The sequence below is a fragment of the Kitasatospora sp. NPDC059160 genome, from assembly GCF_042755465.1.
In the GTDB taxonomy this organism is placed as follows: domain Bacteria; phylum Actinomycetota; class Actinomycetes; order Streptomycetales; family Streptomycetaceae; genus Kitasatospora.
This window is the reverse complement of record NZ_JBHZCN010000016.1, coordinates 18,323-41,009: the sequence shown is the minus strand read 5'-3', so window position 1 is coordinate 41,009 and position 22,687 is coordinate 18,323. Positions and strand designations below refer to the sequence as shown.

Genomic DNA, 22,687 nt, shown 5'->3' with positions numbered 1-22,687 from the left:
TTTCGGTCCCGGTCTCGGCCACCCCCTCACTCGGCCGCGCCTACCCGGACCCGTCCGCTCCTAACGCTGCGCGCACACGCCGCCGCCCGCTCTGTGCGACCTATTCGACCCGGACGGCGATCAGGCAGGTGTCGTCCTGGGTGTCGGCCGAGCTGAGGGCCAGCAGCCGGTCGAGGTAGTGCTCCAGGTCGGGGCCGGGCGGCCCGGCGGCCCGGATCAGCTCGTCCACGGACTCCTCGGCCGGGCGGTCCCGCCGTTCGACCAGGCCGTCGGTGTAGAGCAGCAGTACGTCGTGGGTGCCGAGCCGCACGGTCCGCTCCTCGTAGCGGGCCTCCTGCAGAGCGCCGAGCAGTACCCCGTGGGGCAGTGGCAGGAGTTCCGCTCCCTCGCCACTGAACCGGACCGGCGGCAGATGGCCCGCGCGGGCCCAGCGCAGCTGGCCTGCCGCCGGGTCGAAGAGCACACAGGCGGCTGTGGCGGTCACCTGGCCCGGCTCGCGCAGTGCGACAGCGTTCGCCCACTCCAGCAGTCGGCCCGGCCCGGCACCCGTGACGGCCAGACCGCGCAGCGCGTGCCGCAGGGCGACCATGCCGGTGGCAGCGCCGACGCCGTGGCCGGCCACATCGCCGACCGCGAGCAGTACCCGCTCGTCCGGCAGCGGCAGCACGTCGTACCAGTCCCCGCCCACCCGGTCGCGCTGTGCGGCCGGCCGGTAGCGTACGGTGGCGCGCAGCCCCATCGCGGCGAGCGGAGGCGGTGCGCTGGGCAGGATGGCCTGCTGCAGCCGCAGCGCCAGCTGCTCACCCTCAGAGGCCTGCTTCTCGCTGTCGGCGAGGCGCTCCTGGGTGGCGTCGAGCGCGACCTCGGTCCGGTGCTGCGCGGAGACGTCGTGGTAGGCGCCGCGGATTGCGAGGAGCCGGCCGTCGTCGTCGAGCAGCGGCTCGGCGATCACGTGGGCGTAGCGGTGCGTGCCGTCCGGGAGGGCGAGGCGGAAGACCCCTGAGGCGGTGCGGTGTCGTTGTCGGACCGTGTCGACCAGGCGCCGTACGGCGGGTTCGTCGTCCGGGTGGACGAGCCGGGTCAGGTGGCGCAGTGGGACGGGTGCGGCTTCGGGCGGCAGGCCGAAGAGTTCTCGCAGGCCGTCGCTCCAGCGGATCACGTCCTGGCCGGGGAGTTCCTCGAATCCGGCGACGCGGGCCAGCCGTTGTGCCTGGCGCAGTAGTGCGACCTGCTGGTCGTCGTCGGACGGTGAGGTCCCCAGCTGCCATCCGACCACCAGCCGGCCACCGAACGGGGCGATGGCCAGCTGGGTGTCGGCGGGAAGCGCGAGTCGTCCCGTGGTGAAGCCCAGTTTGACGGACTCGCCGGGCAGGGGGATGCCGGTGCGGTGGGCCCGCAGCAGCCGTTCGAAGAGCCCGGTGGCGCAGGCGAGCGGGTAGGTCTCCAGGAGAGAGGCACCCTCCAGCGCCTGCCGGGGGCGGCCCAGCGGGTCGTCGAAGCGGGTGTTGACCCGCACGAGCGTGAAATCAGTGGCCTGCCCGCCCCGGATGACCGGTTCCAGCAGCAGCGCGGGAGAGAGCAGCCCCTCCAGCAGGACGGCGAGTTCGTCGGCCGGTTCGGGCTCCTGTACGGGGCCGAGGAGGGTCGCGCAGAGGTCGGCGAGCCCGACCAGCAGTCGGCGGTGGGACGGACCGAGGGCGGGAGCGGGCCCGGACCACAGCACCTCGAACGCGCCACGGCAGCGGCCCCCGTCCAGCAGCGGCAGCACGGCCCGCGCGTTTGCGGCACCGATCGAAGGAAGTGCTGCGGCCCGGTCGCCGGGCCACAGGGCCGTTCCGCCTTGGACGACATGCTGCGCGGGGGTGTCGACGCGGGGCGGGACCCGGCTCCAGACGGCGGCTTCGTCGGCGGTGAGCCCGGCGTGCGCCGCGAGGGCGAGCGCTCCGCCGGGCAGCCGCTGCCAGAGTGCCACGCCGCGGACGCCGAGCGGGTCCGTCTGTTCCAGGACCGCGTCGGCGGCCCGTTGGAGGTCGGTTTCGGCCGCGAGGGCGGGCGTCAGGTGCGGCGGGGCGGCCAGGCCGCCCTCGGGGGCCTCGGGCGTGGCGTCGTGGATGCGGGCGATGTCGGCGGCCAGGGTCGGGACCGGTACGCCGGCCTCGCGGGCGAGCCGGGCCAGGCGTGCGGAGGCTTCGGCGGGCACGAGCCCGAGCCGTTCGGCCAGCATGCCCGTGGCCACGTCGACGACCGTTCTGCGTCGGGCCTCCTCCCGGGTTCGCGCGGCGGCGTCCTGGAGTCGGCGGACGGTCGCGGCCAAGGCCCGGGCGGTGGTCCTCCCGGGCTCCTCCTCGGCGGTCACGGAAGGTCCGTCCACTGTCGGATCCGGTCGAGCAGGCTGCCGGTGTCGACCGGCTTGGTGACGTGGTCGTCGGCGCCCGCCGCGAGGCTCTTCTCCCGGTCCCCGGGCATGGCCTTCGCCGTGACGGTGACGACCGGCAGGTGGGCGAAGCGTTCGTCGGCACGGATGGCGGCGATGGCGGCGTAGCCGTCCAGCCCGGGCATCATCACGTCCATCAGGACGAGCGCGGTTTCGGGGTGTGCTCGCAGCAGGGCGAGACCGGCGTTGCCGTCCGGGGCGTGCAGCACGTTCAGACCGCCCTGTTCGAGGGCCTCGGCCAAGGCGAAGACGTTGCGGATGTCGTCGTCGACGATCAGGACGGTCCGCCCGGCGACCGCTTCGTCCGCGGTGGCGGATGCCGGTGCGGGGCTCTGCTGTACGGGACGGCGCCCGCCGAGCAGCTGGATCACCCGGTCGTGCAGGTCGTCCAGTCCGTGGACGAGGTCGATGCCTCCGATCGCGTCACCGGGGGGCCGGCGCGTCCGGTCGCCTGCGTAGCCGAGGACGGGAGTACCGTCCGCCAGCTCCTCCAGCAGGGTCGGTGCGAGTTCGCCGGAGCGGGAGATGTCGAGGATGACGCACTGCGGGCCGGGTCCGGACAGGGCCGCCCGCAGCCCCGGTGCGTGTTCGGCGCTGACGACCTTTGCCGCCGCCTCGGTCGCGCCCACGGATTCGACGGCGGTTCGGGTGAGAAGGGTGAGCAGGCCCGGCGGGTCGGGTTCGACCACGAGGATCAGCGGATCGGCGGGGTCGCCGTTCTCCTGCTGCGGCTCGGTGACCGGCAGGTAGAGCGTGAAGCGGCTGCCTCGTCCGGGTGTGGAGGTGACGTCGAGGCTTCCGCCGAGGAGCCGGGCGAGTTCGCGGCTGATGGACAGGCCGAGGCCGGTGCCGCCGAAGCGGCGGCTGGTGGTGCCGTCCTCCTGCTGGAAGGCGCCGAAGATGGTTTCCAGGTGGGCGGTGTCGATGCCGATGCCGGTGTCCTCGACGTGGAAGGCCACCGCGGTTGTCCGGCGGAGCTCGGGCGGCACGTCCGCTCCCTCGGCACGCTCGATCCGGAGCTCGACCCGGCCGGTGTCGGTGAACTTGACGGCGTTGGAGAGCAGGTTGCGCAGTACCTGGCGCAGCCTGGCCTGGTCGGCGACGAGTTCGTCGGGAATGCTGCGGTCCAGGGAGACCTCGAAGTGGAGTCCCTTCTGGTCCGCAAGGGGTTTGAAGGTGGATTCCACGTACTCCAGGAGTTCGCGCACGAGGAAGGGCTCGGGAGTGATCTCCATCTTTCCGGCCTCGACCTTGGAGAGGTCGAGGATGTCGTTGATGAGCTGGAGCAGGTCGGTGCCGGCGGAGTGGATGACGCCCGCGTACTCGACCTGTTTGGCGGTGAGGTTGCCGCCGGTGTTCTGGGCGAGCAGTTGGGCGAGGATGAGCAGGCTGTTGAGCGGGGTGCGCAGTTCGTGGCTCATGTTGGCCAGGAACTCGGACTTGTACGTCGAGGTCAGGCTCAACTGCCGGGCGCGTTCCTCCAGTTCCTGACGGGCCTGCTCGATCTCCAGGTTCTTGGCCTCGATGTCGCCGTTGCGTTGGGCGAGCAGGGCGGCCTGCTCGCCCAGTTCGGTGTTGGAGCGTTGCAGCTCCTCCTGCCCCTTCTGCAACTGCTCGGACCGGGCCCGGAGTTCGGCGGTCAGTCGCTGGGACTCGGCGAGCAGTTCGTCGGTGCGGGCGTTGGCGAGCAGGGTGCCGATGTTGACGCCGCAGGACTCGGTGAACTGCTCCAGGAAGTCGAGGTGGACCGGGGTGAACGGGTGGACGGAGGCGAACTCCAGGACGCCGAGGAGCCGTTCCTCCAAGGTGATGGGCAGGACGACCAGGTACCGGGCGTCCGCCCGCCCGGCTCCGGAACCGATGACGGCGTAGCCGGCCGGCAGGTCGTCGACGGCGATGATCCGCCGACTTCGGGCGGCCTGGCCGACCAGGGAGTCCCCGAGCCGCAGGCGCTGTTCCGGGAGGTCCGCGAGGGAGCGGCCGTAGGCACTGATGAGGACGAGCTCGGGGTGGTCCTCGGTCTCCTCGGCGAGGTAGAAGGCGCCGTACTGGGCGCCGACCAGGGCGGTCAGTTCGTCGGTGATCATGTCGGCGACGGCCCGGACGTCACGTCGACCCTGGACGGCGGCGGAGAAACGGGCCAGGTTGGTCTTCAACCAGTCCTGTTCCTGGTTGGCCAGGGTGGTGTCGCGCAGGGACCCGACCATGGCGTTGATGTTGTCCTTGAGGTCGGCGACCTCGCCGGAGGCGTCCACGCTGATCGAGCGGGTGAGGTCGCCGGCTGCGACGGCGCTGGTGACCTCGGCGATGGCGCGGACCTGCCGGGTCAGGTTGCCGGCCAGTTCGTTGACGTTCTCGGTGAGGCGCTTCCAGGTGCCCGAGACGCCTTCGACCTCTGCCTGGCCGCCGAGCCGGCCTTCGCTGCCGACTTCGCGGGCGACCCTGGTGACCTCTGCGGCGAAGGAGCTCAGCTGATCGACCATGGTGTTGACGGTGGTCTTCAACCGCAGGATCTCGCCGCGGGCGTCCACGTCGATCTTGCGGGTCAGGTCGCCCTCGGCGACCGCCGTGGTCACCTGGGCGATGTTGCGCACCTGGCTGGTGAGGTTGTGCGCCATGGAGTTGACGTTGTCGGTGAGGTCCTTCCAGGTGCCGGCGACGTTCGGCACCCGGGCCTGACCGCCGAGGATGCCCTCGGTGCCGACCTCGCGGGCGACCCTGGTCACCTCGTCGGCGAACACCGACAGGGTGTCGACCATGGTGTTGATCGCGCCCGCGAGGGCCGCGACCTCGCCCTTGGCCTCCACGGTGATCTTCTTCGAGAGATCACCGCGCGCGACGGCCGTCGCGACCTCCGACATCGAGCGCACCTGGCCGGTCAGGTTGGAGGCCATCACGTTCACGTTCTCGGTGAGGTCCCTCCAGGTGCCGGAGACGCCCCGGACGGTGGCCTGCCCGCCCAGGTTGCCGGCGGTGCCGACCTCCCGGGCCACCCTGGTCACCTCGTCGGCGAACGCGGACAGCTGGTCGACCATCGTGTTGATGGTCTCCTTGAGCTCCAGGATCTCCCCGCGGGCATCCACCCGGATCTTCTGCGTGAGGTCGCCCCCGGCGACCGCCGTGGTCACCTCGGCGATCGAGCGGACCTGGGCGGTCAGGTTGTCCGCCATGACGTTCACGGACTCGGTGAGGTCGCGCCACGTCCCGGAGACGTCGCGTACGTCCGCCTGTCCGCCCAGGCGGCCCTCGGTGCCGACCTCCCGGGCGACTCTGGTGACCTCGTCGGCGAAGGCGGACAGCTGGTCGACCATCGTGTTGAGGGTCGTCTTGAGCTCCAGGATCTCCCCGCGGGCGTCGACGTCGATCTTGCGGGTGAGGTCACCCTCGGCGACGGCCGTGGCGACCTGGGCGATGTTGCGGACCTGGGCGGTGAGGTTCCCGGCCATGAAGTTCACCGAGTCGGTCAGGTCGCGCCAGGTCCCCGCGACGCCCTCGACCCGGGCCTGTCCGCCCAGGCGGCCCTCGGTGCCGACCTCGCGGGCGACTCTGGTGACCTCGTCGGCGAAGGCGGACAGCTGGTCGACCATCGTGTTGACGGTGTTCTTGAGCTCCAGGATCTCCCCGCGGGCGTCGACGTCGATCTTCTGAGTGAGGTCACCGCGGGCCACCGCGGTGGTCACCTGGGCGATGTTGCGCACCTGCCCGGTCAGATTGCCCGCCATCGCGTTCACCGAGTCGGTCAGGTCCGACCAGGTGCCCGACACTCCCGGCACCTGCGCCTGGCCGCCGAGACGCCCCTCGGTGCCGACCTCGCGGGCCACCCGGGTCACTTCGGAGGTCACCCGGGCCAGCTGGTCGGCCATGCCGTTGAAGACCTCCGCGATCTCCGACAGCACTCCGGGCATTCCCGGAGTCAACCGGATGCGAAAGTCGCCGTCGCGGACGGCCGTCAGCCCGGCCAGGAGCTGCCGGAGCGCCTGCTCTCCGCCCGCCGCCAGTTGCTCGTCCATCCGTCCCACCGTCCGGATCGCCCTTCGGCCAGGCGCCGTGCACTGCGCCCCGGCCCGACGGCGGCAGCGCCGTCGCCTGATCCCACTGTGCCACCGGAGGCCGAAGGGTGACAGCCGTGACAGGTATCAGGCCGCAGGGCGCGGGCGAACGCCGACCTTCGGACCGGCCGGGAACTGGCCTCTTCGGCCGGTTCGGCTCCGGTTCGACGGTGGTCAGCCGGCCGTCAGGTGCCTTCCCTCATCAGCCGGGGACGGTGTCGCGGATCGGGAACGTGCGTGACGCCGGTGAGTTCGAGCATGCGCCGAATCATCGGCCGGGGGCAGGCCAGCTCGATGCGGCTGCCGTCCGCCGTCGCGCGGGCCCGGGCCCGGAGCAGGAGGTTGAGTCCGGTGGAGTCGCAGAACTCCAGGCCGGCGCAGTCGACCACGATGACCCTGCCGGGCTGGGCCAGCGCCGGGGTGAGGGCAGCCTCCAGGTCGGCGACGGTTTCCAGGTCGAGCTCGCCGTACGGCGCCAGGACGGTTCCTTCGGCCCACGGGTGGACCTGAACGGTGAACCCGTCCTCGTTCGGTGGTTGGCGGGTCATGGTTCCGGGCTCCTTCCGTTGTGGGTGGTGTCCGGAGGGCGGATTCACCCGCTGCGGTACTCGGCGGCTCGGGCGCCGGTGGCCCGCCTCGCCGGCCGGACGGGATGTCGTGCGTCGAGCTGCGGCTCCCGGTCTTCGACTCCCGTGTCGGGCACGTTCCTTGTCAACCGTGTGGCCGCGGTCTCCTCGGCCTGTTCCTCGTCCACCTGTGGTCGAGCAGGCTCTCCTTGATGTGCTCGCAATGGCGCCCCCGCTCGGGGCTGGACCCTCGCCCCTGCGGATGGCCACCGGGCCCGCTACCCGGCCCAGCGCGTCTGCGCCTGGCCCGGTCCGACGGGGTAACCGGGTTACGGGGCAGAGCCGGACCTGATACGGCGTCCGGATCGGTCCGTCACACCGGCGCGGTTCGTCCGGGACGGCGCGGGCCCCGCCCGGCATCAGGCGTGCATGGTCACGGTCCGGAGGACTCCGGCGTGGTCGGCGCCTGGCCCCGATGGCCGTCCGTTTCCTGCTGGCCGTCGGCAGGTCGGTGCAGCAGGGCGGCGAGGAGTTCGGCGACAGTCGGGCCGGCGTCGGCGGGGTGCCGCAGCTGTTTGGCGGCGATCACGCGGTAGTGGTTGGCGCGGCCGCGGCGTTCGTGGCTGAGGTATCCGGCCTGTTCGAGGTCGCTGATGATGCGTTGGACGGCTCGTTCGGTGAGCAGGCAGCAGGTGGCGATGTCGCGCACCCGGATGCCCGGGTCGCGGGCGATCTGCACGAGGACGCGGGCGTGGTTGGTCAGGAACGTCCACTGCCGGTCGGTCGTCCTGCCGCTGTCCATGCCTCCACGATAGGACCCGTCTTTCACCATTGCCGACGCACGAGAAAGGATTCGTGCATCGTTCGACGTGTCCGGCCCGGGGTGAGCGCACCGCTGTGGCGGCCGACCTGGGGTGCCGGCCGCCACAGCGGGTGACGATGGCCGTCCCGGTGGTCACTCCGGAGCCGGGACGTACCGTGCGCCTGCCCGGGAAGGGCCGCGGTAAACCGCGCGGTCCGTGCGGATCCACCTGTGGTGGCTCCGCCGACGGCCCGCGTTTGGTGCCGCCCTGCCAGGGGACACGCCCGGTTCACACAGGGGGCCGAGGACGAAGGAGCCCTGCGATGTCGAACGATGCGATCGTCCTGCTGCGGGAGGACCACAAGGAGGTCCGCGGTCTGTTCCGCGAATACCGGGGGCTGGCCCAGGACGGCGACGACCGGGCACGGACCGATGCGGTCCGGCGGATCATCGAGGCGCTGACCGTGCACACCTATCTGGAGGACGAACTGGTCTACCCCCGGATCCGCCAGGAGGTACCCGGGCTCGCCGAGGACATGGACCGGGCCAAGGAGGAACACCACGTCGCCGACGTGCTCTGCGAGGAGCTGAGCCGGATGTCGCCCGGCGACGAGGGCTACGACGCGAAGACCGCCGTCCTGATCGACGCCGTCGAACGGCACATCGAGCAGGAAGAGGCATCGTGGTTCCCGATGGTCCGGGCCGCCCTCGGCCGCAAGGAGCTCCAGGAGATCGGCGAGCGGATGCAGGCCGTACGCGAGACCGCGCCGCGCCGCCCGTCCGCCGGCGGCGTGCTGCACCGCATAGCCGACGCCCTGGAGGGCTGAGCCGCGCACTCCGACGAAGACCTGCTGGACCAGCTCACCGCCGACCACCGGGCCGTCCAGATGGGCGACGACGAAATAGCTGTCGGTCACGTGGAAGTCGATGGGCGGCGGGGCCAGCAGCACCCCGGTCAGGCCGCCGAGTAGGAAGGTCGCCAGGAAGCCCAGGGAGAACAGCATCGGGGTCTCGAAGGACAGCGAGCCGTTCCACATGGTGCCGACCCAGTTCAAGAACTTCACCCCGGTCGGCACGGCGATCAGCAGCGAGGCCAGGGAGATGAACGGCAGCGCCACGATGTAGACCTCGGGATGGCCGAAGAACCCCGCCGAGCATCTCGAACAGCAGCCGGGCCCGTCCGCGGGTGGAGTGCTCCTCCTCCAGGGTCGCGCGGTACGAGGGGCACATCACCCCGCCCCGGTGGGTGCGGCAGTTGCCGATGCCGACGCACCGCAGGACGGCCTGCCCGAAGTCGCCGTCGTCGTCGGGGTACGCGAACTGCGTCGCGCGGTGCGGTTCAGGGCGCCAGCGGGCGCCGAGGCGCAGGTTGTCGTCGACGCGGTACGGGCGGACGACCTTGCCCGGGTTCATCCGGTCGCCCGGGTCGAAGAGGGACTTGAGCTCGCCCATCGCCTCGACCAGCGGCGCGCCGAACATCCGGGGCAGCAGTTCGCCGCGGGCCTGGCCGTCACCGTGTTCCCCGGACAGCGAACCGCCGTAGGAGGCGACCAGGTCGGCCGCGTCGAACAGGAAGGCCCGGAACGCCTCGACCCCGCGGCCCTCGCGCAGTTCGAACGGGATCCGGGTGTGGACGCAGCCCTGCCCGAAGTGTCCGTACAGGGAGGCCTGCTGGTAGCCGTAGCGGTCGAAGAGCCGTTCCAGGTCGCGCAGGTAGTCGCCCAGTTTCTCGGGCGCGACGGCGGAGTCCTCCCAACCCTCCCAGGTCTCGGCGCCGTCCGGGGGCCGGGCGGTCACGCCCAGCCCGGCCTCCCGGGCCCTGAGCATCTCCTGCTCGCGCGGCGGGTCGTCCGAGAGTGCCACGGACGGGTCGTCCTCGGAGCGGCCGAGGGCGCGCAGCAGGTCCCGGGCCTTGCCGTCGGCCTCCGCCTCGGTGTCGCCGGTGAACTGGAGCAGCAGCCAGTTGTCGCCCTCGGGCAGCCGCTCCAGGGAGTCGAGGTAGGCGCGCTCCTCGCGCATGAGCTGGGCCATCCGCCCGTCGACGGCCTCCAGCTGGCTGGGCCGGCTGTGGGCGAGCAGTTCGGGGACGGCGTCGGCCGCCCGGTAGATGTCGTCGAACCCGAGCACCAGCAGGGCTTCGGCGGCCGGCACCGGGACCAGTTCGAGTTCGGCCCGCAGGACGGCCACCAGGGTGCCCTCGCTGCCGACCAGGGCCCTGGCCACGTCGAAGCCGTTCTCCGGCAGCAGTGAGTCCAGGTCGTAGCCGGAGACCCGGCGGGGGATCTTGGGGTAGCCGCGCCGGATGGCGGCCAGGTTGCGGTCGACGAGGTCCTTCATGCCTCGGTAGAGACGGGCCCGCGGACCGCCGGCGCCCACGATCCGCCGGTACTCCTGGTCGTCGGTGGGGCCGGCCCAGAAGCGGACGCCGTCGTAGGTGAGCACTTCCAGGCGTCGGACGGTGTCGACGGTCTTGCCGTAGGCCTGGGCGGAGGCGCCGCAGCTGTTGTTGCCGATCATCCCGCCCAGCGCGCAGTGCGTGTGGGTGGACGGCTTGGGACCGAACATGAGCCCGTGCGGGGCGAGTTGCCGGTTCAGTTCGTCCAGCACGATGCCGGGCTCCACGACGCAGGTCCGTGCGGGCGGATCCACCGACAGCAGGCGGTTGCAGTACTTCGTCCAGTCGATGACGACGGCGGTGTTGGTGCACTGTCCGCCCAGGCCGGTGCCGCTGCCGCGGGACAGCACCGGCGCGGCGAAGCGCGAGCACACCGCGAGCGCCGTCGCGCCCGCCTCGACCGTCCGGGGCACCACCACGGCGAGCGGCACCTGCCGGTAGTTGGAGCCGTCGGTCGCGTACGCGCCGCGGCTGCCCGGGTCGAAGCGGACCTCGCCGTCCACCTCCTCCCGCAGCGCCCGTTCCAGGGCCGCCAGGTCCACGTCCACCTTCCGCGCGTCGGTCATGGTCAGCTCCGGCCGCCGGGCAGGAACTCCTGGACCTTGGCCTTGACCCCCTGGCGGACGACGGCGGCCCGGTCGCTGTCGCCGTGCAGCACGGCGGAGGCGGCGGCCTTGACCTGGTCCCAGGTCGCGTGCGGCGGGATCGGCGGCACCGCCGGGTCGGTGCGGAAGTCGATGACGAACGGTCGGTCCGCCGCCAGCGCCCGGCTCCAGGCGGGCCCCACGTCCTCGGGCCGCTCGACCCGTACGCCGTCGAGGCCGAACGACCGGGCGACGTCGGCGTAGCGGACGTCGGGCAGGTGCTGGGAGGGCTCGAACTGCGGGGCGCCCTGCATGGCGCGCATCTCCCAGGTGACCTGGTTCAGGTCCTGGTTGTTCAGCACCGCCACGACCAGACGCGGATCCGTCCACTCGTGGTAGTACTTGGCGGCGGTGATCAGCTCGGCCAGGCCGTTCATCTGCATGGCGCCGTCGCCGACGACGGCGATGGCCGGCCGATCGGGGTGGGCGAACTTGGCGCCGATCGCGTACGGCACGCCGGGGCCCATCGTGGCCAGCGTGCCGGAGAGCGAGCCGCGCATGCTGCCGCGCATCCGCAGGTGGCGGGCGTACCAGTTGGCGGCCGACCCGGAGTCGGAGGACAGCATGACGTCCTCGGGCAGCAACGCGTCCAGGGTGTGCAGCACGTACTCCGGGTTGACCGGGTCCGCGGTCACCTCGGCTCGGCGCTGCATGACCTCCCACCAGCGCTCGGTGTTCTCCTCGACCGTCTTGCGCCAGGTGCGGTCCTCCTTGCGCTCCAGCAGCGGGAGCAGCCGGCGCAGCGTCTCGGCGGCGTCGCCGACGACGTTCACCTCGAACGGGTAGCGCAGGCCGACCATGGACGGGTCCAGGTCGATCTGCACCGCCCTGGCCTGGTCGAAGGCGGGCAGGAACTGGCTGTAGGGGAAGCTCGATCCGACCACGAGCAGGGTGTCGCAGTCGCGCATCATCTCGTAGGAGGGCCGGGTGCCGAGCAGGCCGATCGAGCCGGTGACGTACGGCAGCGTGTCGGGGAGGACGTCCTTGCCGAGCAGGGCCTTGGTGACGCCGGCACCGAGGAGTTCCGCGACCTGCTCGACCTCGGGGCGGGCCCGGCGCGCGCCCTGGCCTACGAGCACGGCGACCTTCTCGCCCGCGTTCAGGACCTCTGCGGCCCGGGCCAGGTCGTCGTCCCCCGGCACCGGCGCGTAGTGGGGGACCCCGAGACTGGAGGGGACCTGCTTGAAGACGTGGGCGGGCGGCTCGTAGTCGAGTTCCTGCACGTCGGCGGGGACGATCAGCGCGGTCACGGTGCGGCGGGTGGTGGCGATGCGGATCGCCCGGTCCAGGACGTTGGGCAGCTGTGCGGGGACGGTGACCATCTCGCAGAACTCCGAGGCCACGTCCTTGTAGAGCGACAGCAGGTCCACCTCCTGCTGGTAGGAGCCGCCCATGGCGCTGCGGTCGGTCTGCCCCACGATCGCCACCACCGGCACGTGGTCGAGCTTCGCGTCGTACAGCCCGTTGAGCAGGTGGATCGCGCCGGGACCGGAGGTGGCCGCGCACACCCCGGTACGGCCGGAGAACTTGGTGTACCCCACGGCCTGGAAGGCGGCCATCTCCTCGTGACGGGCCTGGATGAACCGCGGCCGGTCCTCGGCCCGGCCCCACGCGGCGAGCAGTCCGTTGATGCCGTCGCCGGGGTAGGCGAAGACGTGCTCGACCTCCCACTCGCGCAGCCGTCGCAACAGGTAGTCGGCAACCTTCATGATCTTTCCTCCGTGGTCCCCGCAGCTGGTCCCGGCGGCGGTCGTCGGGCGTGGCGGGAGCACCCACCAAGTGCGGGTAACCGTCAGAAGAGGGACAAAACGTGGCGGCCCGGAGACGTCGGCACAGCTGCCTGCCCCGCGTCCGGGCACACGCTGTTGCGAAACGCGGTTCGGCCCCGGCCGTCCGAACCGGGCGCTGCCCCGGGTCGTCCGGAGCCCGGGGCAGCGGCTGGGGGGCCGGCTACGCACTACCGGCCGGTTTCGTCCTGCTCGCGATCCGGGCCCGCCCCGGACCCCGCTGGGCGGCCCGCGCGGCGGTCGTCGAGCTGTCGAGCGGGTGTGTCAGTGTCCGAGTGCGTCGGCGAGTTCCTCCTTGTTCATCTTCGAGCGGCCGTGGATGTTGCGCTGCTTGGCCTCGTTGTAGAGCTGCTCCTTGGTCGGTCCTTGGGAACCCGAGTGGGACCGCAGGCCGCCGCGCCGGGCGGACGAGATGTCGTGGATCGAGGAGCGGCTGGCCGTCCTGGACTCGCCGTGCCGCGCCCGTTCCTTGTTCACCGTGCGGGCGGCGATCTCCTTGGCCCGCTTCTCGCTCTCCCCCCGGTCCAGGGCGCTCTCCTTGATGTGCTCGTACTGGCGCTCACGCTTCCTGCTCGAACCGGCCGGCATGGTCTCCTCCTTCGTCGGCAAGGACGCCTCGGCGACGGTGTCAGGGCTGGAACAGCACCTTGACCATGCCGTCGTCCTTGTGTTGGAACATCTCGTAGGCGCTGGGGGCCTCACTCAGCGGCAGGTGGTGGGTGGCGAAGTCCTCGACGCCGAGCGGATCGCCGTCGTTGACGAGCGGCAGCAGGTCGTCCATCCAGCGCAGGACGTTCGCCTGGCCCATCCGCAGCTGCAACTGCTTGTCGAACATGGTCAGCAGCGGCAGCGGATCGGTCATGCCGCCGTAGACGCCGGAGAGCGAGACCGTACCGCCGCGCCGGACCAGGTCCACCGCGAGGTGGAGCGCGTGGAGCCGGTCGAGGCCGACCCGGGCCATCAGCCGGGAGGCCAGGGCGCCCGGCAGCAGGGACGTCATGCGCTGCGCGGCCGTCGCGGCGGGCGAGCCGTGGGCCTCCATGCCCACCGCGTCGATCACGGCGTGCGGGCCCCGGCCGCCGGTGCGCTCCCGGACGGCGTCGACGACCCGGGCGCCGAGCCGGGCCAGGTCGAGCACGTCGACGCCGCGCTCCCGGGCGCGCTCCAGCCGTTCGGGCACCAGGTCCACCCCGATCACGGTGCCTGCGCCGCGGTGGCGCGCGATGCGCGTGCACATGTCCCCGATCGGGCCGAGGCCGAGCACCGCGACGCTGCCGCCGGGCGGGATCGCCGCGTACTCCACGGCCTGCCAGGCGGTGGGCAGCACGTCGGACAGCAGCACGTAGCGGTCGTCCGGCGGCCCGTGCGGGACGACGACGGGCAGCGTGTTGCCGAACGGCACGCGCAGGTACTGCGCCTGGCCGCCGGGCACCTGTCCGTAGAGCTTGGTGTAGCCGAACAGCGCCGCTCCGGTGCCGTACTCGTGCACCTGGGTGGTCTCGCACTGCGAGTGCAGGCCCTGGACGCACATGTAGCAGGTGCCGCAGGAGATGTTGAACGGCACCACTACGCGGTCTCCCGCCGACACCGCGTGGACGGCGGGTCCCACGTCGAGGACGACGCCCATCGCCTCGTGGCCGAGGATGTCGCCCACGTCGAGGAAGGCGCCCAGGACCTCGTAGAGGTGCAGGTCCGATCCGCACAGCCCGGTGGTGGTGACCTCGACCAGGACGTCCGTCGGCTTCTCGATCACCGGGTCGGGGACGGATTCGACGCGGACGTCACGGCGTCCGTGCCATGTCACGGCCTTCATGGCGACTCCCTCAGGACGTGGTCGGCTGGTTGTCGGCCCGTCCGGCCCGGCGTCCGAGCACGGTGAGCCGGTGCACCGGGCCGCCCGGTCGGTGCCGGGCGGCAGCGCGCACGCCCGGCACCCCGTGCTCGGGGGCGCCGCCGGCCGGCGGCAGCAGCCGGGACGCCAGTGCGAGCAGGCGGCCGGTGGTGGCCGGCGCGACGCCGTGGGCGAGCACGCCGGCCTTGGCGAGGGGGGTCAGGACCAGCTCGCGCCGGCCGCCCTCGACGGCGCGGACGATCCGCCGGGCGGCCCGCTCGGCGTCCATCGACACCAGGGGCAGCGACGCGGCGGCGGCGAACCAGGCGTACTCCTGCCCGGCCTGCCCGGCGAACTCGGCGGCGGTGTGCGAACCCGTGCGCATCAGGCCCGGGAGGACCGTGGTGACCCGGATCCCGTGCGGCGAGAGCTCCGCCGCGAGCCCCTCGGACAGGCCGGTGAGCGCGAACTTGGCCGCCACGTACGGCAGCAGGTGCGGCGCCGGGACACGCCCGGCGAGCGAGGAGACCATGACGATCGAGCCCGTGCCACGGGCCCGCATCGACGGGAGCACCGCCTGGACCAGCCGCAGCGGTGCCATCGTCATCAGCTCGTGGGCCCGCCGGAAGTCCTGCTCCTGCATCGCGGAGACCGGGCCGACCTGGATCAGGCCGGCGTTGTTGACCAGCAGGTCCACGTCGGCGCCGAAGCGTTCGCGGACCGCGCGGACCAGTCGGAGCGGCGCCTGCGCGTCCACGAGGTCGCAAGCGGTGGCGGCGACCTCGCCGGGGCGGCCGTTCAGCCGTCGTACGGCCCGCTCCAGCGCGAACTCGTCGCGGCCGCACAGCATCACCCGGCACCCGCGGTCCGCGAGTTCACCCGCGATCAGCAGGCCGAGGCCCCGGGAGGAGCCGGTCACCAGGGCGGTTCGCCCGGTCATGGTGCCGTTGCCACGGTGCATCGGCCGTACCTCCTCGGTCGGTGACGGTTCGATGCTCCGGCGTCTGTCCGACTACCGGGGGCGCAAACCCGTGCGATCCGCGCCCGCCCGGATCCGGGTGCTTCTGGTGAGCCGGGTAGGCACAGCAGGCGGTCAGGCGGGGCGCAGTTCGAGTACGCAGCACTTCGGGCCGCCGCCGCCTTTGAGGAGTTCGGGCATGCGGACCGGGACGGGGACGTACCCCTCGGCATGCAGGCGGTCCGCCAGTCCGCGGGCGGCGGCGGGCAGGACGACGTGGCGGCCGTCGCTGACGGCGTTGAGCCCGAACGCCACCGCGTCCGCCTCGGAGGCGAGGATCGCCCGCGGGTAGAGCACGTGCAGCAGGCGCCTGCTGGCCGGGGCGAACGCGGGCGGGTAGTACATGATCCGGTCGTCGTCGAGGACGGCGAGCGCGGTGTCGAGGTGGTAGAACCGCGGGTCGACCAGGGTCAGCGTGACCACCGGACGGTCCAGCAGCCGGCGGGCCTCGCGGTGTGCCGCCCGACTCGTGCGGAAGCCGGTGGCAGCCAGGATCCGCGGCCCCGCGAGCAGGAAGTCGCCCTCGCCCTCGTTGACCGGCCCCGCCGTGTGGACCGGCCGGTAGCCCGCCGCGACGAACCAGCGTCGGTGCGCGTCGGCCTCCGCTGCGCGCTGGTGGTGCCGAAAGCGGGCGACCAGGACCCGGCCGTCGACCACCGTGGCGCCGTTCGCGGTGAACACCATGTCCGGCAACCCTCGTACGGGGGTGAGGAGTTCGACCCGGTGTCCGAGGTCGAGCAGGACGGCGCGCAGCCCGTTCCACTGCTGGAGCGCGGCAGCCGGCTCGACCGGCCGGGCCGGGTCCATCCACGGGTTGATGGCGTACTCGACGGCGAAGTGGCGTGGTGGGCAGAGCAGGTAGCGGCGGCGCCTGGCCGCCCGAGCAGAGCTGGACGTCTTCATGCGGCGCGCGTGCCCGGTGCGGTGGGCGGGAAACCGGAGGGTGGCGGGAGCCGAGGGCGTCGTTGCTTGCGGCGGGGGACGACGGGCAGCGCGCAGGCGGGCCGTCCGCGTCTGCTCCGGCGGGTCGTCAGGTGATCGGATCGGGCGGGGGAACCGGCGCGGGCTGTGGGTCGGGCTCCGGCCGGGGCGGCGCGGGCGGGACCGGGTCCGGGCCGCCTGGCCCGGGGACCGGCCCGGGCAACGGACCCGGCTGCGGGCCTGGCCCGGGGAGCGGGGTGGGGCTGGGCGGCACCGGATCGTTCGGCGGGGTTCCCATGATCGCTACTCCAGTTCTGCGTCGCCGGTTCGTGCCGACGGCACGCGAGCGGTCCGGGCGGCTGGTCGGACCGCTCGGACCGGTTTCCTTGTCGGGCCTCGTCCGGGGACGGGCTCGACCCGCGTCTGCCCCCGGGGGAGGAGGTCAAACGGCACTGGAGCAGTCGGGACCCGTGCGGAGTGAACGGGGGCCGGCTGGGTACCCGCCGGAGCGTTCCGGCCGGAGCACTCCGGCCGGAGGCACCGACGACAGCCCGGGAGGCGTGGTGGACCAGCGCACCGAACACCCCGAACCGACCCTGGTCCTGAGCCGGGAGGCGGACGACGGGCCTTCGCGGTCCACCGCTTGCACGGCGCGGAACACCGACCGAACCGCGCCGGGCGGGTGAGGGACCATGACGCTCGACCACCCGGCCGAGCGCGGCCGGGGGCGGTTCGCGCGGCTGGCGGAGCGCGCGTCCAACCTGACCAGTTCCCCGCTGTTCTACGCGCTGTGCGTCCTGCTCGTGGCGGGCTTCGTCGCGGTGCACGCCGCGGGACTCTCGACCTCGTGGCAGCTCCTCGTCGGCGACATGATGTCGGCCGTCACCCTGCTGCTGCTCGCGCTGCTCAAGAACGCCGAACGCCGGGCCGAGCACGCGATCCAGCGCAAGCTCGATGCCATCGCCGCAGCCCTGGTCGCGGAGGAGGGTGGTGATCGGAGCGAGGCCGTGCAGGATCTCAGAGACGCGATCCGCATGGAGGATGAGATCTGACTGGTGCGGGAGGAGGCGGGAAGTGATGGACGGAGATGAGCGGGGCACGGCGTACGGGGTTCGGGGGCCGTTGTCGGCGGCGGTGCTGGGGTTGGTGACGGCGGGGCCGCCGGGGGCGGGGCGGTTGCTGGTGTCGCCGGGGTCGTACGGCGAACCTTGGGGCGAGGACCACCAGTTCGCGCTGCACCTGTGCTACGAGCTCCATGACCGGGGGCTGGACGGGGTCCTGCCGGGCTGGGAGTGGGAGCCGGAACTGCTGCACCTGCGGAGGGAGTTGGAGCGATCGTTCCTCGCCGCGGTGCGCGCCGAGGCGGAGCCCGTCCGGCCGGTGCGGGAAGCCCTCGACCAGCTGTTGGCGGAATCCCCGGACGACACCGGGCCGTCGCACTTCCTGCGTGACGAGGGCAGGCTTCGGCACGTCCGTGAGTACCTGGTGCACCGTTCGGTCTACCACCTCAAGGAGGCCGATCCGCAGCTGTGGATGCTGCCGAGGATCCACGGGCCGGCGCAGGCCGTCCTGATGGCGATCGTCTACGACGAGTACGGTGCCGGCCGTCCCGAACGTGCCCACGCGGGCCTGTACGCCCGGATGATGGCGGCGTTCGGCCTCGAACCGGGCTACGCGCACTACCTGGACCTCGTACCGGCTCCCGCCCTCGCAGTGGTCAACCTGATGACGCTCTTCGGCCTGCACCGGGCGCTGCGCGGCGCCGCCGTCGGGCAGTTCGCCGCCCTGGAGATCACCTCCTCGCCCGGGTCCGCGCGGCTGGCGGCCGCACTGGAGCGGCTGGGCGGCGGGCCGGACGGGACACTGTTCTACCGGGAGCACGTGGAGGCCGACGCCGTCCACGAGCAGCTGGTCCGGCACGGGGTCGTGGAGCAACTGATTCTGAGTGAGCCCGAGTTGGCAGCGGGTATCGCCTTCGGGCTGGCGGCCGCACAGGTCGTCGAGGGCCGGTTCGCCGACCACGTGCTCGGCTGCTGGCGAGCCGGCCGTACGTCGCTGCGCTCAGCCCTTCCCGCCGCGCTTCCCGCTGGTGTCCCCGCTGCTTGAGGTGTCCCTGTTGTTCGAGCGCGGCCTGCGGGGGCGTCGGTGACTGGTGTCGCAGAACGGGTAGCACCGGCTCCGGTGGCACGCGCACAGTGCCACGACCGGTCGCTCGGACACCCGGACCTCTCCGTCCGGCAGGACCACTTCCACCGGTCCCTCGACGAGCAGCGGACCGCCCGGCACCACGACCACCCGGGTTGTCGACCGGTCAGCGTTCCCGGACACCGCGCACCACCACCAGGACTTCGTGCCGCTGGCCCGGGGCGATCAGCCCGAGCCGCTCGAAGCGTGCGGCCCGCGCTGCCATCACCGGCCCGAAGGCCTGTCGGCGACGAGCCGCCACCGTCGTCCGCAGTCCGGCCGTGCCCAGGGACGCCAGGGTGGCCGGCACGTTCGCGAGGGAGGACTGGACGAGGAGCAGGACGCCCCCGCGGGCCAGCCGCCGGGGTGCCTCCCGGCAGATCCGGTCCAGCACGAGCCGTCCGTCCGGTCCCGCGTCCCACGCGAGCCCGGGCCCGGTTCCGGCACCCGTGGGGGCCGCGGTGGCCGCGGCCGGGACGTAGGGCGGATTGGCGGTGATCAGGTCGAAGCTGAGCTCCGCGACCGGGGCCAGCAGGTCGCCCCGGTGCAGCCGGATGCCGCTGCGGTGCAGCTTGGCGTTGAGCCAGGCCGTGGCCACGGCACGGCCGGAGAGGTCCACCGCCGTCACCCGGGCGCCGTCCTCGGCGGCCGCGAGGGCGACCGCTCCCGTCCCGGTGCAGAGGTCGAGCACCCGGCTGCCGCTGCGGAGGCGCTCGCGGTGCAGGCAGGAGACCAGCAACTCGGTGTCGCCCTGGGGTCGGTAGACGCCCGGCGGTCTGATCAGCAGCATGCCGCTCGGCCCCCTTTCGGGGACGTTGGCGCGGGGGATACGGGGATGACCTTCATGACAGGCGGCTTTCCGGGTCCGGGGCGGCGAAACCGTTCTGCCCCGTTCCATGGGGTCGGAGCGATCCGTCGGGCGTGTGCGCGGGGCCGCGCCGGGTAGACGCGCGTGGCCGGACGCGCGGCGGAGGCGCTCGGGCTGCCTGTACTGCGGTGATCAACTCCAGCCCGCGAAGCCGCCGTGGCGGTGGAGAACCGGGTGTGGCGGTCCCGCCCCGGCTGCGGTGCCGGTCGGCCGACGTCCGTCGGCCGGAGTCCGGAGCCGTACGTACATCCGGAGGTGCCCATGTCCCTGGTGGACGTGGCCGCGCTCGCCCATCTGGTCGCGGAGTACGACGCCCTGTCGGCGCTGCGGTCCGCGGAGGCCGAGCAGAGGCTGCACGACGTCTGCTACACCATCGCGGTGTACACCGGCGAGACGGAACCCGCCCGAGCCGTCGCCCGCGCGAGGGTCCTGATCGGCCTGGACCGTGGGAAACCCGGCCCGGAGGCGGTGACCGACGAGACGACGGCCGCCGGCGAGTCCGGCCCGCTGCTGACCGTACTCGGCGAGCTGGCGGCCCGCGAGAACGGACGGTCCCGGCCGTTCTCCACCCTGCCCGACGTCCTCCAGCTGGCCAGGACCACCGTCCCGGACTGCGTGGGCGCCGCCGTGAGCGCCTGGCACGACGACGGTTCCGTCGACGTCCTGGCAGCGAGCTCCCCACAGCTCCTGGCCCTCGAACGGGCCCAGAGCGAGGCGGGCACCGGGCCGCTGGCGCGGATCCGCCACCAGGGCAGCGGACAGGTGGTCCTCGGACTGGACCCGGGCCGCCCCGGCCGGTTCGCGGACCGGGCCCGGCGCTGCGGGGCGCGGACGGTGGTCGCCGCACACCTGCGCACCCACCCGCACGGGTGCACCGCCCTCAGCGTCTACCTCGGTTCGCCCGCGGAACCCGCGGGCCCCACACCGGGGCTGGTGGCGGTCCTCGCGCTCCACGCCTCAATCGCGCTCGACCGCTCCGCCCTGGCCCGCGCGGTCGCCGACCTGCTCGACCGCCGGCACGCCACCGGCGTGGCGATCGGCGTCACCACGGAGCGGTTCGGGGTGACCCCGCACACCGCCCTGACGCTGCTCGCGAGGGCGGCCCAGCGCCTCGGGACGGACCTCGACACGGTGGTCAGCCGGGTCGCCGTCGAGGGGCGGCCGGTCCCGGTCGGCCGCGAGAACGGCGGTTCGCCGCGCCGGTGACCCTCGATGACTCCGGTGAGAGCCCTTCGGGGCGGCCGGGGGGCCGGTTCGCCCGCCAGTCGCCCCGGCACCTGCCAGGGTGGCCGTGCCACGGGAAGTCGACGCCGGACGGGCCCGCGAGCCGTCCCGGTCACAGCTGGGCGACCAGTGCGACCAGGAGGGCGGCCAGGCCGACGGTCAGCCAGGCGATGTAGTCGCCGAGCAGGCCGGAGTGCAGACGGCGCAGCGGCAGGACGGTGGCCCGGTACAGGACTCCGGAGCCGCGTCGGGGGTCGCGGTTCAGGGCGGCGGTGGCGAAGGCGGCGGCCAGGGCGGCGGAGAGCAGGCCGAGCAGGACCCCGGCGGGAGTCCAGCCCGCCTCGGGGGTGGGCAGGGCGGCGGGTGCGGGGTGGCCGAGAGTGTCGGCCAGGTAGCCGGCGCGGTCGGTGAAGGCCGCGGCCGCCGTCGCGAGGGCCCGGCCGACTCCGGGGACGACGCCGACGGCCAGGCAGGCCGCCAGCAGGCCGGCGGGGACGGCGACCATCGGCACCGGCACCCGTCGGCTCGGGTCGCCGATCTCCGGCTCCTCACCCTCCCCGGTGGTCGCGGCGACCTCGGGGTGCTCCTTCGGCGGGGAGCCGATCCCGCCGAAGACCCGCAGGCCTGCGCGCAGCACCGCGCCGCCGGTGAGGGCCGACACCAGGACGAACACGGCGGGCAGCCAACCACCCCAGCGTCCGGCGGCCTCCTCGGTGACGGCCTTGCCCAGCGCGGTGCCGAACGGCGGGAGCCCGGCGAGGGCCAGTGCGCCGAGGACGAACAACGCGCCGGGCAGCCGCAGTTCGCGGGCCCGGCCGTGCAGGCCGTGCTCGTCCACCGAGCCGTACCGGTCGAGGAGGACGCCGGTGAGGCCGAACAGGGCGGCCTTGGCACCGGCGTGCCCGGCCACGTAGACGGCCGTCCCGGCGAGGCCGGCCGGGGTGAGCAGCGCCGCGCCGACCAGGAAGAGGCCGACGTGCCCGACCGTGGAGAAGGCGAGCATCCGTTTCAGGTGGCGCTGCTGCCAGCACATCACGCCGCCGACCAGCGCGGTCAGCACCCCGGCGGCGAGCAGGGTGTCCCGGACGGCGGCGTCCGGCAGTCCTCCCGCCCCGGCGAAGACCACCCGGTGGATCCGGGCCACCCCGTAGACGCCGAGTTCGACCATGACGCCGGAGAGCAGCATGCACACCGGGCTGGGCGCCACCGCGTGGGCGTCCGGCAGCCAGAAGTGGAACGGCGCGGTCGCGGCCTTGACCAGCGGGCCGGCGAGGACCAGGACGAAGGCCACGACGACCAGTGCGTCCCGGCCGTGTCCGGCGGCCGCGCGCTCGTCCAGCACGGCGCCGATCCGGGCCATGCCCAGTTCCCCGGTCCGGGCGTAGAGCAGGCCGATGCCGAGCAGCGAGACGTACGCCGCCGCCGAGTTGACGAGCCCGAAGGCGAGGGCGCCCTGCAACGGGCGCGGGTCCTCGATCCGGTAGCCGGTGAGCGCGTAGGCGACGGCGCCCATCAGCTCGAAGAAGACGAAGGCGTCGAAGAGGTCGCCGGTGAGCGCGAAGCCGCACATCCCGGCCTGGAACAGCAGGAGGAGAGCGGGGAACATCCCGCCGTGCTCGCCCGACGGCTCGTCGAAGTACCGCCAGGCGTAGCAGAACACGGCGAGCACGAGCACGGCGGCGAGCAGCGCGAGGCCGCTGCCGAGCCGGTCGGCGACCAGCACGATGCCGACGCCGTGGCCCTGGCTCGGAGTCCAGCCGCCGAGCCAGGAGACGGCGCGGCCGTCCGGGGCGGTACGGCACCACAGCAGGGCCAGGCAGCCGACGTCGACGGCCGAGCAGGCGGTGGCGAGCGCGTCGCGGCCGGGGCGGGGCAGCCACCGTCCGGCGACGGCCAGCAGCGCCGCGCCCAGCAGGGGGACGGCGACGGCCAGCGGTAGGAGGTCGGCGGTGCTCACCGGCGCG

Annotated in this window: 16 protein-coding genes and 2 pseudogenes; 4 read left to right on the top strand and 14 right to left on the bottom strand. The window is 73.1% G+C overall.

What is annotated here, in order from left to right:
- Positions 1-100: 100 nt before the first annotated feature.
- The 4 genes from ACFXOZ_RS09495 to ACFXOZ_RS09480 form a co-directional block, all read right to left on the bottom strand.
- Entirely contained in the window at positions 101-2,356 is a 2,256-nt protein-coding gene (locus ACFXOZ_RS09495; RefSeq protein WP_380588846.1) for a SpoIIE family protein phosphatase, read from the bottom strand.
- A complete protein-coding gene (locus ACFXOZ_RS09490; protein ID WP_380588843.1) occupies positions 2,353-6,444 on the bottom strand; it encodes a HAMP domain-containing protein in 4,092 nt (1,363 codons plus the stop codon). The genes ACFXOZ_RS09495 and ACFXOZ_RS09490 overlap by 4 nt, the downstream gene beginning before the upstream one ends.
- 224 nt (positions 6,445-6,668) lie before the next feature.
- Positions 6,669-7,031, bottom strand: coding sequence for an STAS domain-containing protein (locus ACFXOZ_RS09485; RefSeq protein WP_380588840.1), 363 nt, complete (start codon positions 7,029-7,031; stop codon positions 6,669-6,671).
- A gap of 451 nt (positions 7,032-7,482) precedes the next feature.
- Positions 7,483-7,851 carry a helix-turn-helix transcriptional regulator gene (locus ACFXOZ_RS09480; protein WP_380522167.1) on the bottom strand — a complete coding sequence of 123 codons (369 nt, stop codon included), beginning with the start codon at positions 7,849-7,851 and terminating at the stop codon, positions 7,483-7,485.
- Between the two features lie 323 nt (positions 7,852-8,174).
- Here ACFXOZ_RS09480 and ACFXOZ_RS09475 point away from each other — a divergent pair, with 323 nt between their 5' ends.
- Complete coding sequence (locus ACFXOZ_RS09475) at positions 8,175-8,678, top strand: hemerythrin domain-containing protein (RefSeq protein WP_380522165.1); 504 nt, start codon at positions 8,175-8,177, stop codon at positions 8,676-8,678.
- A 9-nt stretch (positions 8,679-8,687) separates the two neighbouring features.
- Here ACFXOZ_RS09475 and ACFXOZ_RS09470 read toward each other — a convergent pair.
- The 7 genes and pseudogenes from ACFXOZ_RS09470 to ddaH all read right to left on the bottom strand — a co-directional run.
- Positions 8,688-8,969 (bottom strand): annotated as a pseudogene (locus tag ACFXOZ_RS09470) (cbb3-type cytochrome c oxidase subunit I); the annotation flags it as partial.
- 28 nt (positions 8,970-8,997) lie between these two features.
- A pseudogene (locus tag ACFXOZ_RS09465) lies at positions 8,998-10,812 on the bottom strand (FAD-linked oxidase C-terminal domain-containing protein); the annotation flags it as partial.
- Between the two features lie 2 nt (positions 10,813-10,814).
- Positions 10,815-12,599, bottom strand: a complete 1,785-nt coding sequence (locus ACFXOZ_RS09460) for a thiamine pyrophosphate-requiring protein (protein WP_380588837.1) — start codon at positions 12,597-12,599, stop codon at positions 10,815-10,817.
- Between the two features lie 342 nt (positions 12,600-12,941).
- On the bottom strand, positions 12,942-13,265 hold the full coding sequence (locus tag ACFXOZ_RS09455) for a plasmid stabilization protein (protein ID WP_380522160.1): 324 nt from the start codon (positions 13,263-13,265) through the stop codon (positions 12,942-12,944).
- A gap of 40 nt (positions 13,266-13,305) precedes the next feature.
- On the bottom strand, positions 13,306-14,490 hold the full coding sequence (locus tag ACFXOZ_RS09450) for an alcohol dehydrogenase catalytic domain-containing protein (protein WP_380522157.1): 1,185 nt from the start codon (positions 14,488-14,490) through the stop codon (positions 13,306-13,308).
- Positions 14,491-14,500: 10 nt separating this feature from the next.
- A complete protein-coding gene (locus ACFXOZ_RS09445) occupies positions 14,501-15,469 on the bottom strand; it encodes an SDR family NAD(P)-dependent oxidoreductase (RefSeq protein WP_380588834.1) in 969 nt (322 codons plus the stop codon).
- Between the two features lie 132 nt (positions 15,470-15,601).
- The gene (gene ddaH, locus ACFXOZ_RS09440) at positions 15,602-16,429 is read right to left on the bottom strand and encodes a dimethylargininase (protein ID WP_380588831.1); all 828 of its coding nucleotides are present in this window, start codon (positions 16,427-16,429) and stop codon (positions 15,602-15,604) included.
- A 710-nt stretch (positions 16,430-17,139) separates the two neighbouring features.
- Between ddaH and ACFXOZ_RS09435 the strand changes: the two genes are divergently transcribed.
- Together ACFXOZ_RS09435 and ACFXOZ_RS09430 are read left to right on the top strand one after the other, a co-directional pair.
- Positions 17,140-17,499, top strand: coding sequence for a low affinity iron permease family protein (locus ACFXOZ_RS09435; protein WP_380588828.1), 360 nt, complete (start codon positions 17,140-17,142; stop codon positions 17,497-17,499).
- A gap of 25 nt (positions 17,500-17,524) precedes the next feature.
- Positions 17,525-18,553, top strand: a complete 1,029-nt coding sequence (locus tag ACFXOZ_RS09430) for an iron-containing redox enzyme family protein (protein ID WP_380522146.1) — start codon at positions 17,525-17,527, stop codon at positions 18,551-18,553.
- On the opposite strand, the gene ACFXOZ_RS09425 is transcribed toward ACFXOZ_RS09430, so the two are convergent.
- Positions 18,509-18,733, bottom strand: coding sequence for a CDGSH iron-sulfur domain-containing protein (locus ACFXOZ_RS09425; protein ID WP_380522336.1), 225 nt, complete (start codon positions 18,731-18,733; stop codon positions 18,509-18,511). The two genes, ACFXOZ_RS09430 and ACFXOZ_RS09425, sit on opposite strands and share 45 nt — an antisense overlap.
- 25 nt (positions 18,734-18,758) lie before the next feature.
- Entirely contained in the window at positions 18,759-19,421 is a 663-nt protein-coding gene (locus tag ACFXOZ_RS09420; RefSeq protein ID WP_380588826.1) for a HemK2/MTQ2 family protein methyltransferase, read from the bottom strand.
- A 339-nt stretch (positions 19,422-19,760) separates the two neighbouring features.
- Between ACFXOZ_RS09420 and ACFXOZ_RS09415 the strand changes: the two genes are divergently transcribed.
- Positions 19,761-20,705 (top strand): DUF5133 domain-containing protein, encoded by a 945-nt coding sequence (locus ACFXOZ_RS09415; RefSeq protein ID WP_380588823.1) that lies wholly within the window; start codon positions 19,761-19,763, stop codon positions 20,703-20,705.
- 130 nt (positions 20,706-20,835) lie between these two features.
- Here the strand turns inward: ACFXOZ_RS09415 and ACFXOZ_RS09410 are convergent, their stop codons facing one another.
- The gene (locus ACFXOZ_RS09410; RefSeq protein ID WP_380588817.1) at positions 20,836-22,680 is read right to left on the bottom strand and encodes a complex I subunit 5 family protein; all 1,845 of its coding nucleotides are present in this window, start codon (positions 22,678-22,680) and stop codon (positions 20,836-20,838) included.
- Positions 22,681-22,687 lie beyond the last annotated feature (7 nt).

What these genes read in the sequence shown, in the direction of transcription:
- ACFXOZ_RS09485 (WP_380588840.1), bottom strand. Translation starts at nt 7,031, where the DNA reads ATGACCCGCCAACCACCGAACGAGGACGGGTTCACCGTTCAGGTCCAC.
- ddaH (WP_380588831.1), bottom strand. Translation starts at nt 16,429, where the DNA reads ATGAAGACGTCCAGCTCTGCTCGGGCGGCCAGGCGCCGCCGCTACCTG.
- ACFXOZ_RS09490 (WP_380588843.1), bottom strand. Translation starts at nt 6,444, where the DNA reads ATGGACGAGCAACTGGCGGCGGGCGGAGAGCAGGCGCTCCGGCAGCTC.
- ACFXOZ_RS09435 (WP_380588828.1), top strand. Translation starts at nt 17,140, where the DNA reads ATGACGCTCGACCACCCGGCCGAGCGCGGCCGGGGGCGGTTCGCGCGG.
- ACFXOZ_RS09430 (WP_380522146.1), top strand. Translation starts at nt 17,525, where the DNA reads ATGGACGGAGATGAGCGGGGCACGGCGTACGGGGTTCGGGGGCCGTTG.
- ACFXOZ_RS09415 (WP_380588823.1), top strand. Translation starts at nt 19,761, where the DNA reads ATGTCCCTGGTGGACGTGGCCGCGCTCGCCCATCTGGTCGCGGAGTAC.
- ACFXOZ_RS09480 (WP_380522167.1), bottom strand. Translation starts at nt 7,851, where the DNA reads ATGGACAGCGGCAGGACGACCGACCGGCAGTGGACGTTCCTGACCAAC.
- ACFXOZ_RS09450 (WP_380522157.1), bottom strand. Translation starts at nt 14,490, where the DNA reads ATGAAGGCCGTGACATGGCACGGACGCCGTGACGTCCGCGTCGAATCC.
- ACFXOZ_RS09460 (WP_380588837.1), bottom strand. Translation starts at nt 12,599, where the DNA reads ATGAAGGTTGCCGACTACCTGTTGCGACGGCTGCGCGAGTGGGAGGTC.
- ACFXOZ_RS09420 (WP_380588826.1), bottom strand. Translation starts at nt 19,421, where the DNA reads ATGCTGCTGATCAGACCGCCGGGCGTCTACCGACCCCAGGGCGACACC.
- ACFXOZ_RS09445 (WP_380588834.1), bottom strand. Translation starts at nt 15,469, where the DNA reads ATGCACCGTGGCAACGGCACCATGACCGGGCGAACCGCCCTGGTGACC.
- ACFXOZ_RS09455 (WP_380522160.1), bottom strand. Translation starts at nt 13,265, where the DNA reads ATGCCGGCCGGTTCGAGCAGGAAGCGTGAGCGCCAGTACGAGCACATC.
- ACFXOZ_RS09475 (WP_380522165.1), top strand. Translation starts at nt 8,175, where the DNA reads ATGTCGAACGATGCGATCGTCCTGCTGCGGGAGGACCACAAGGAGGTC.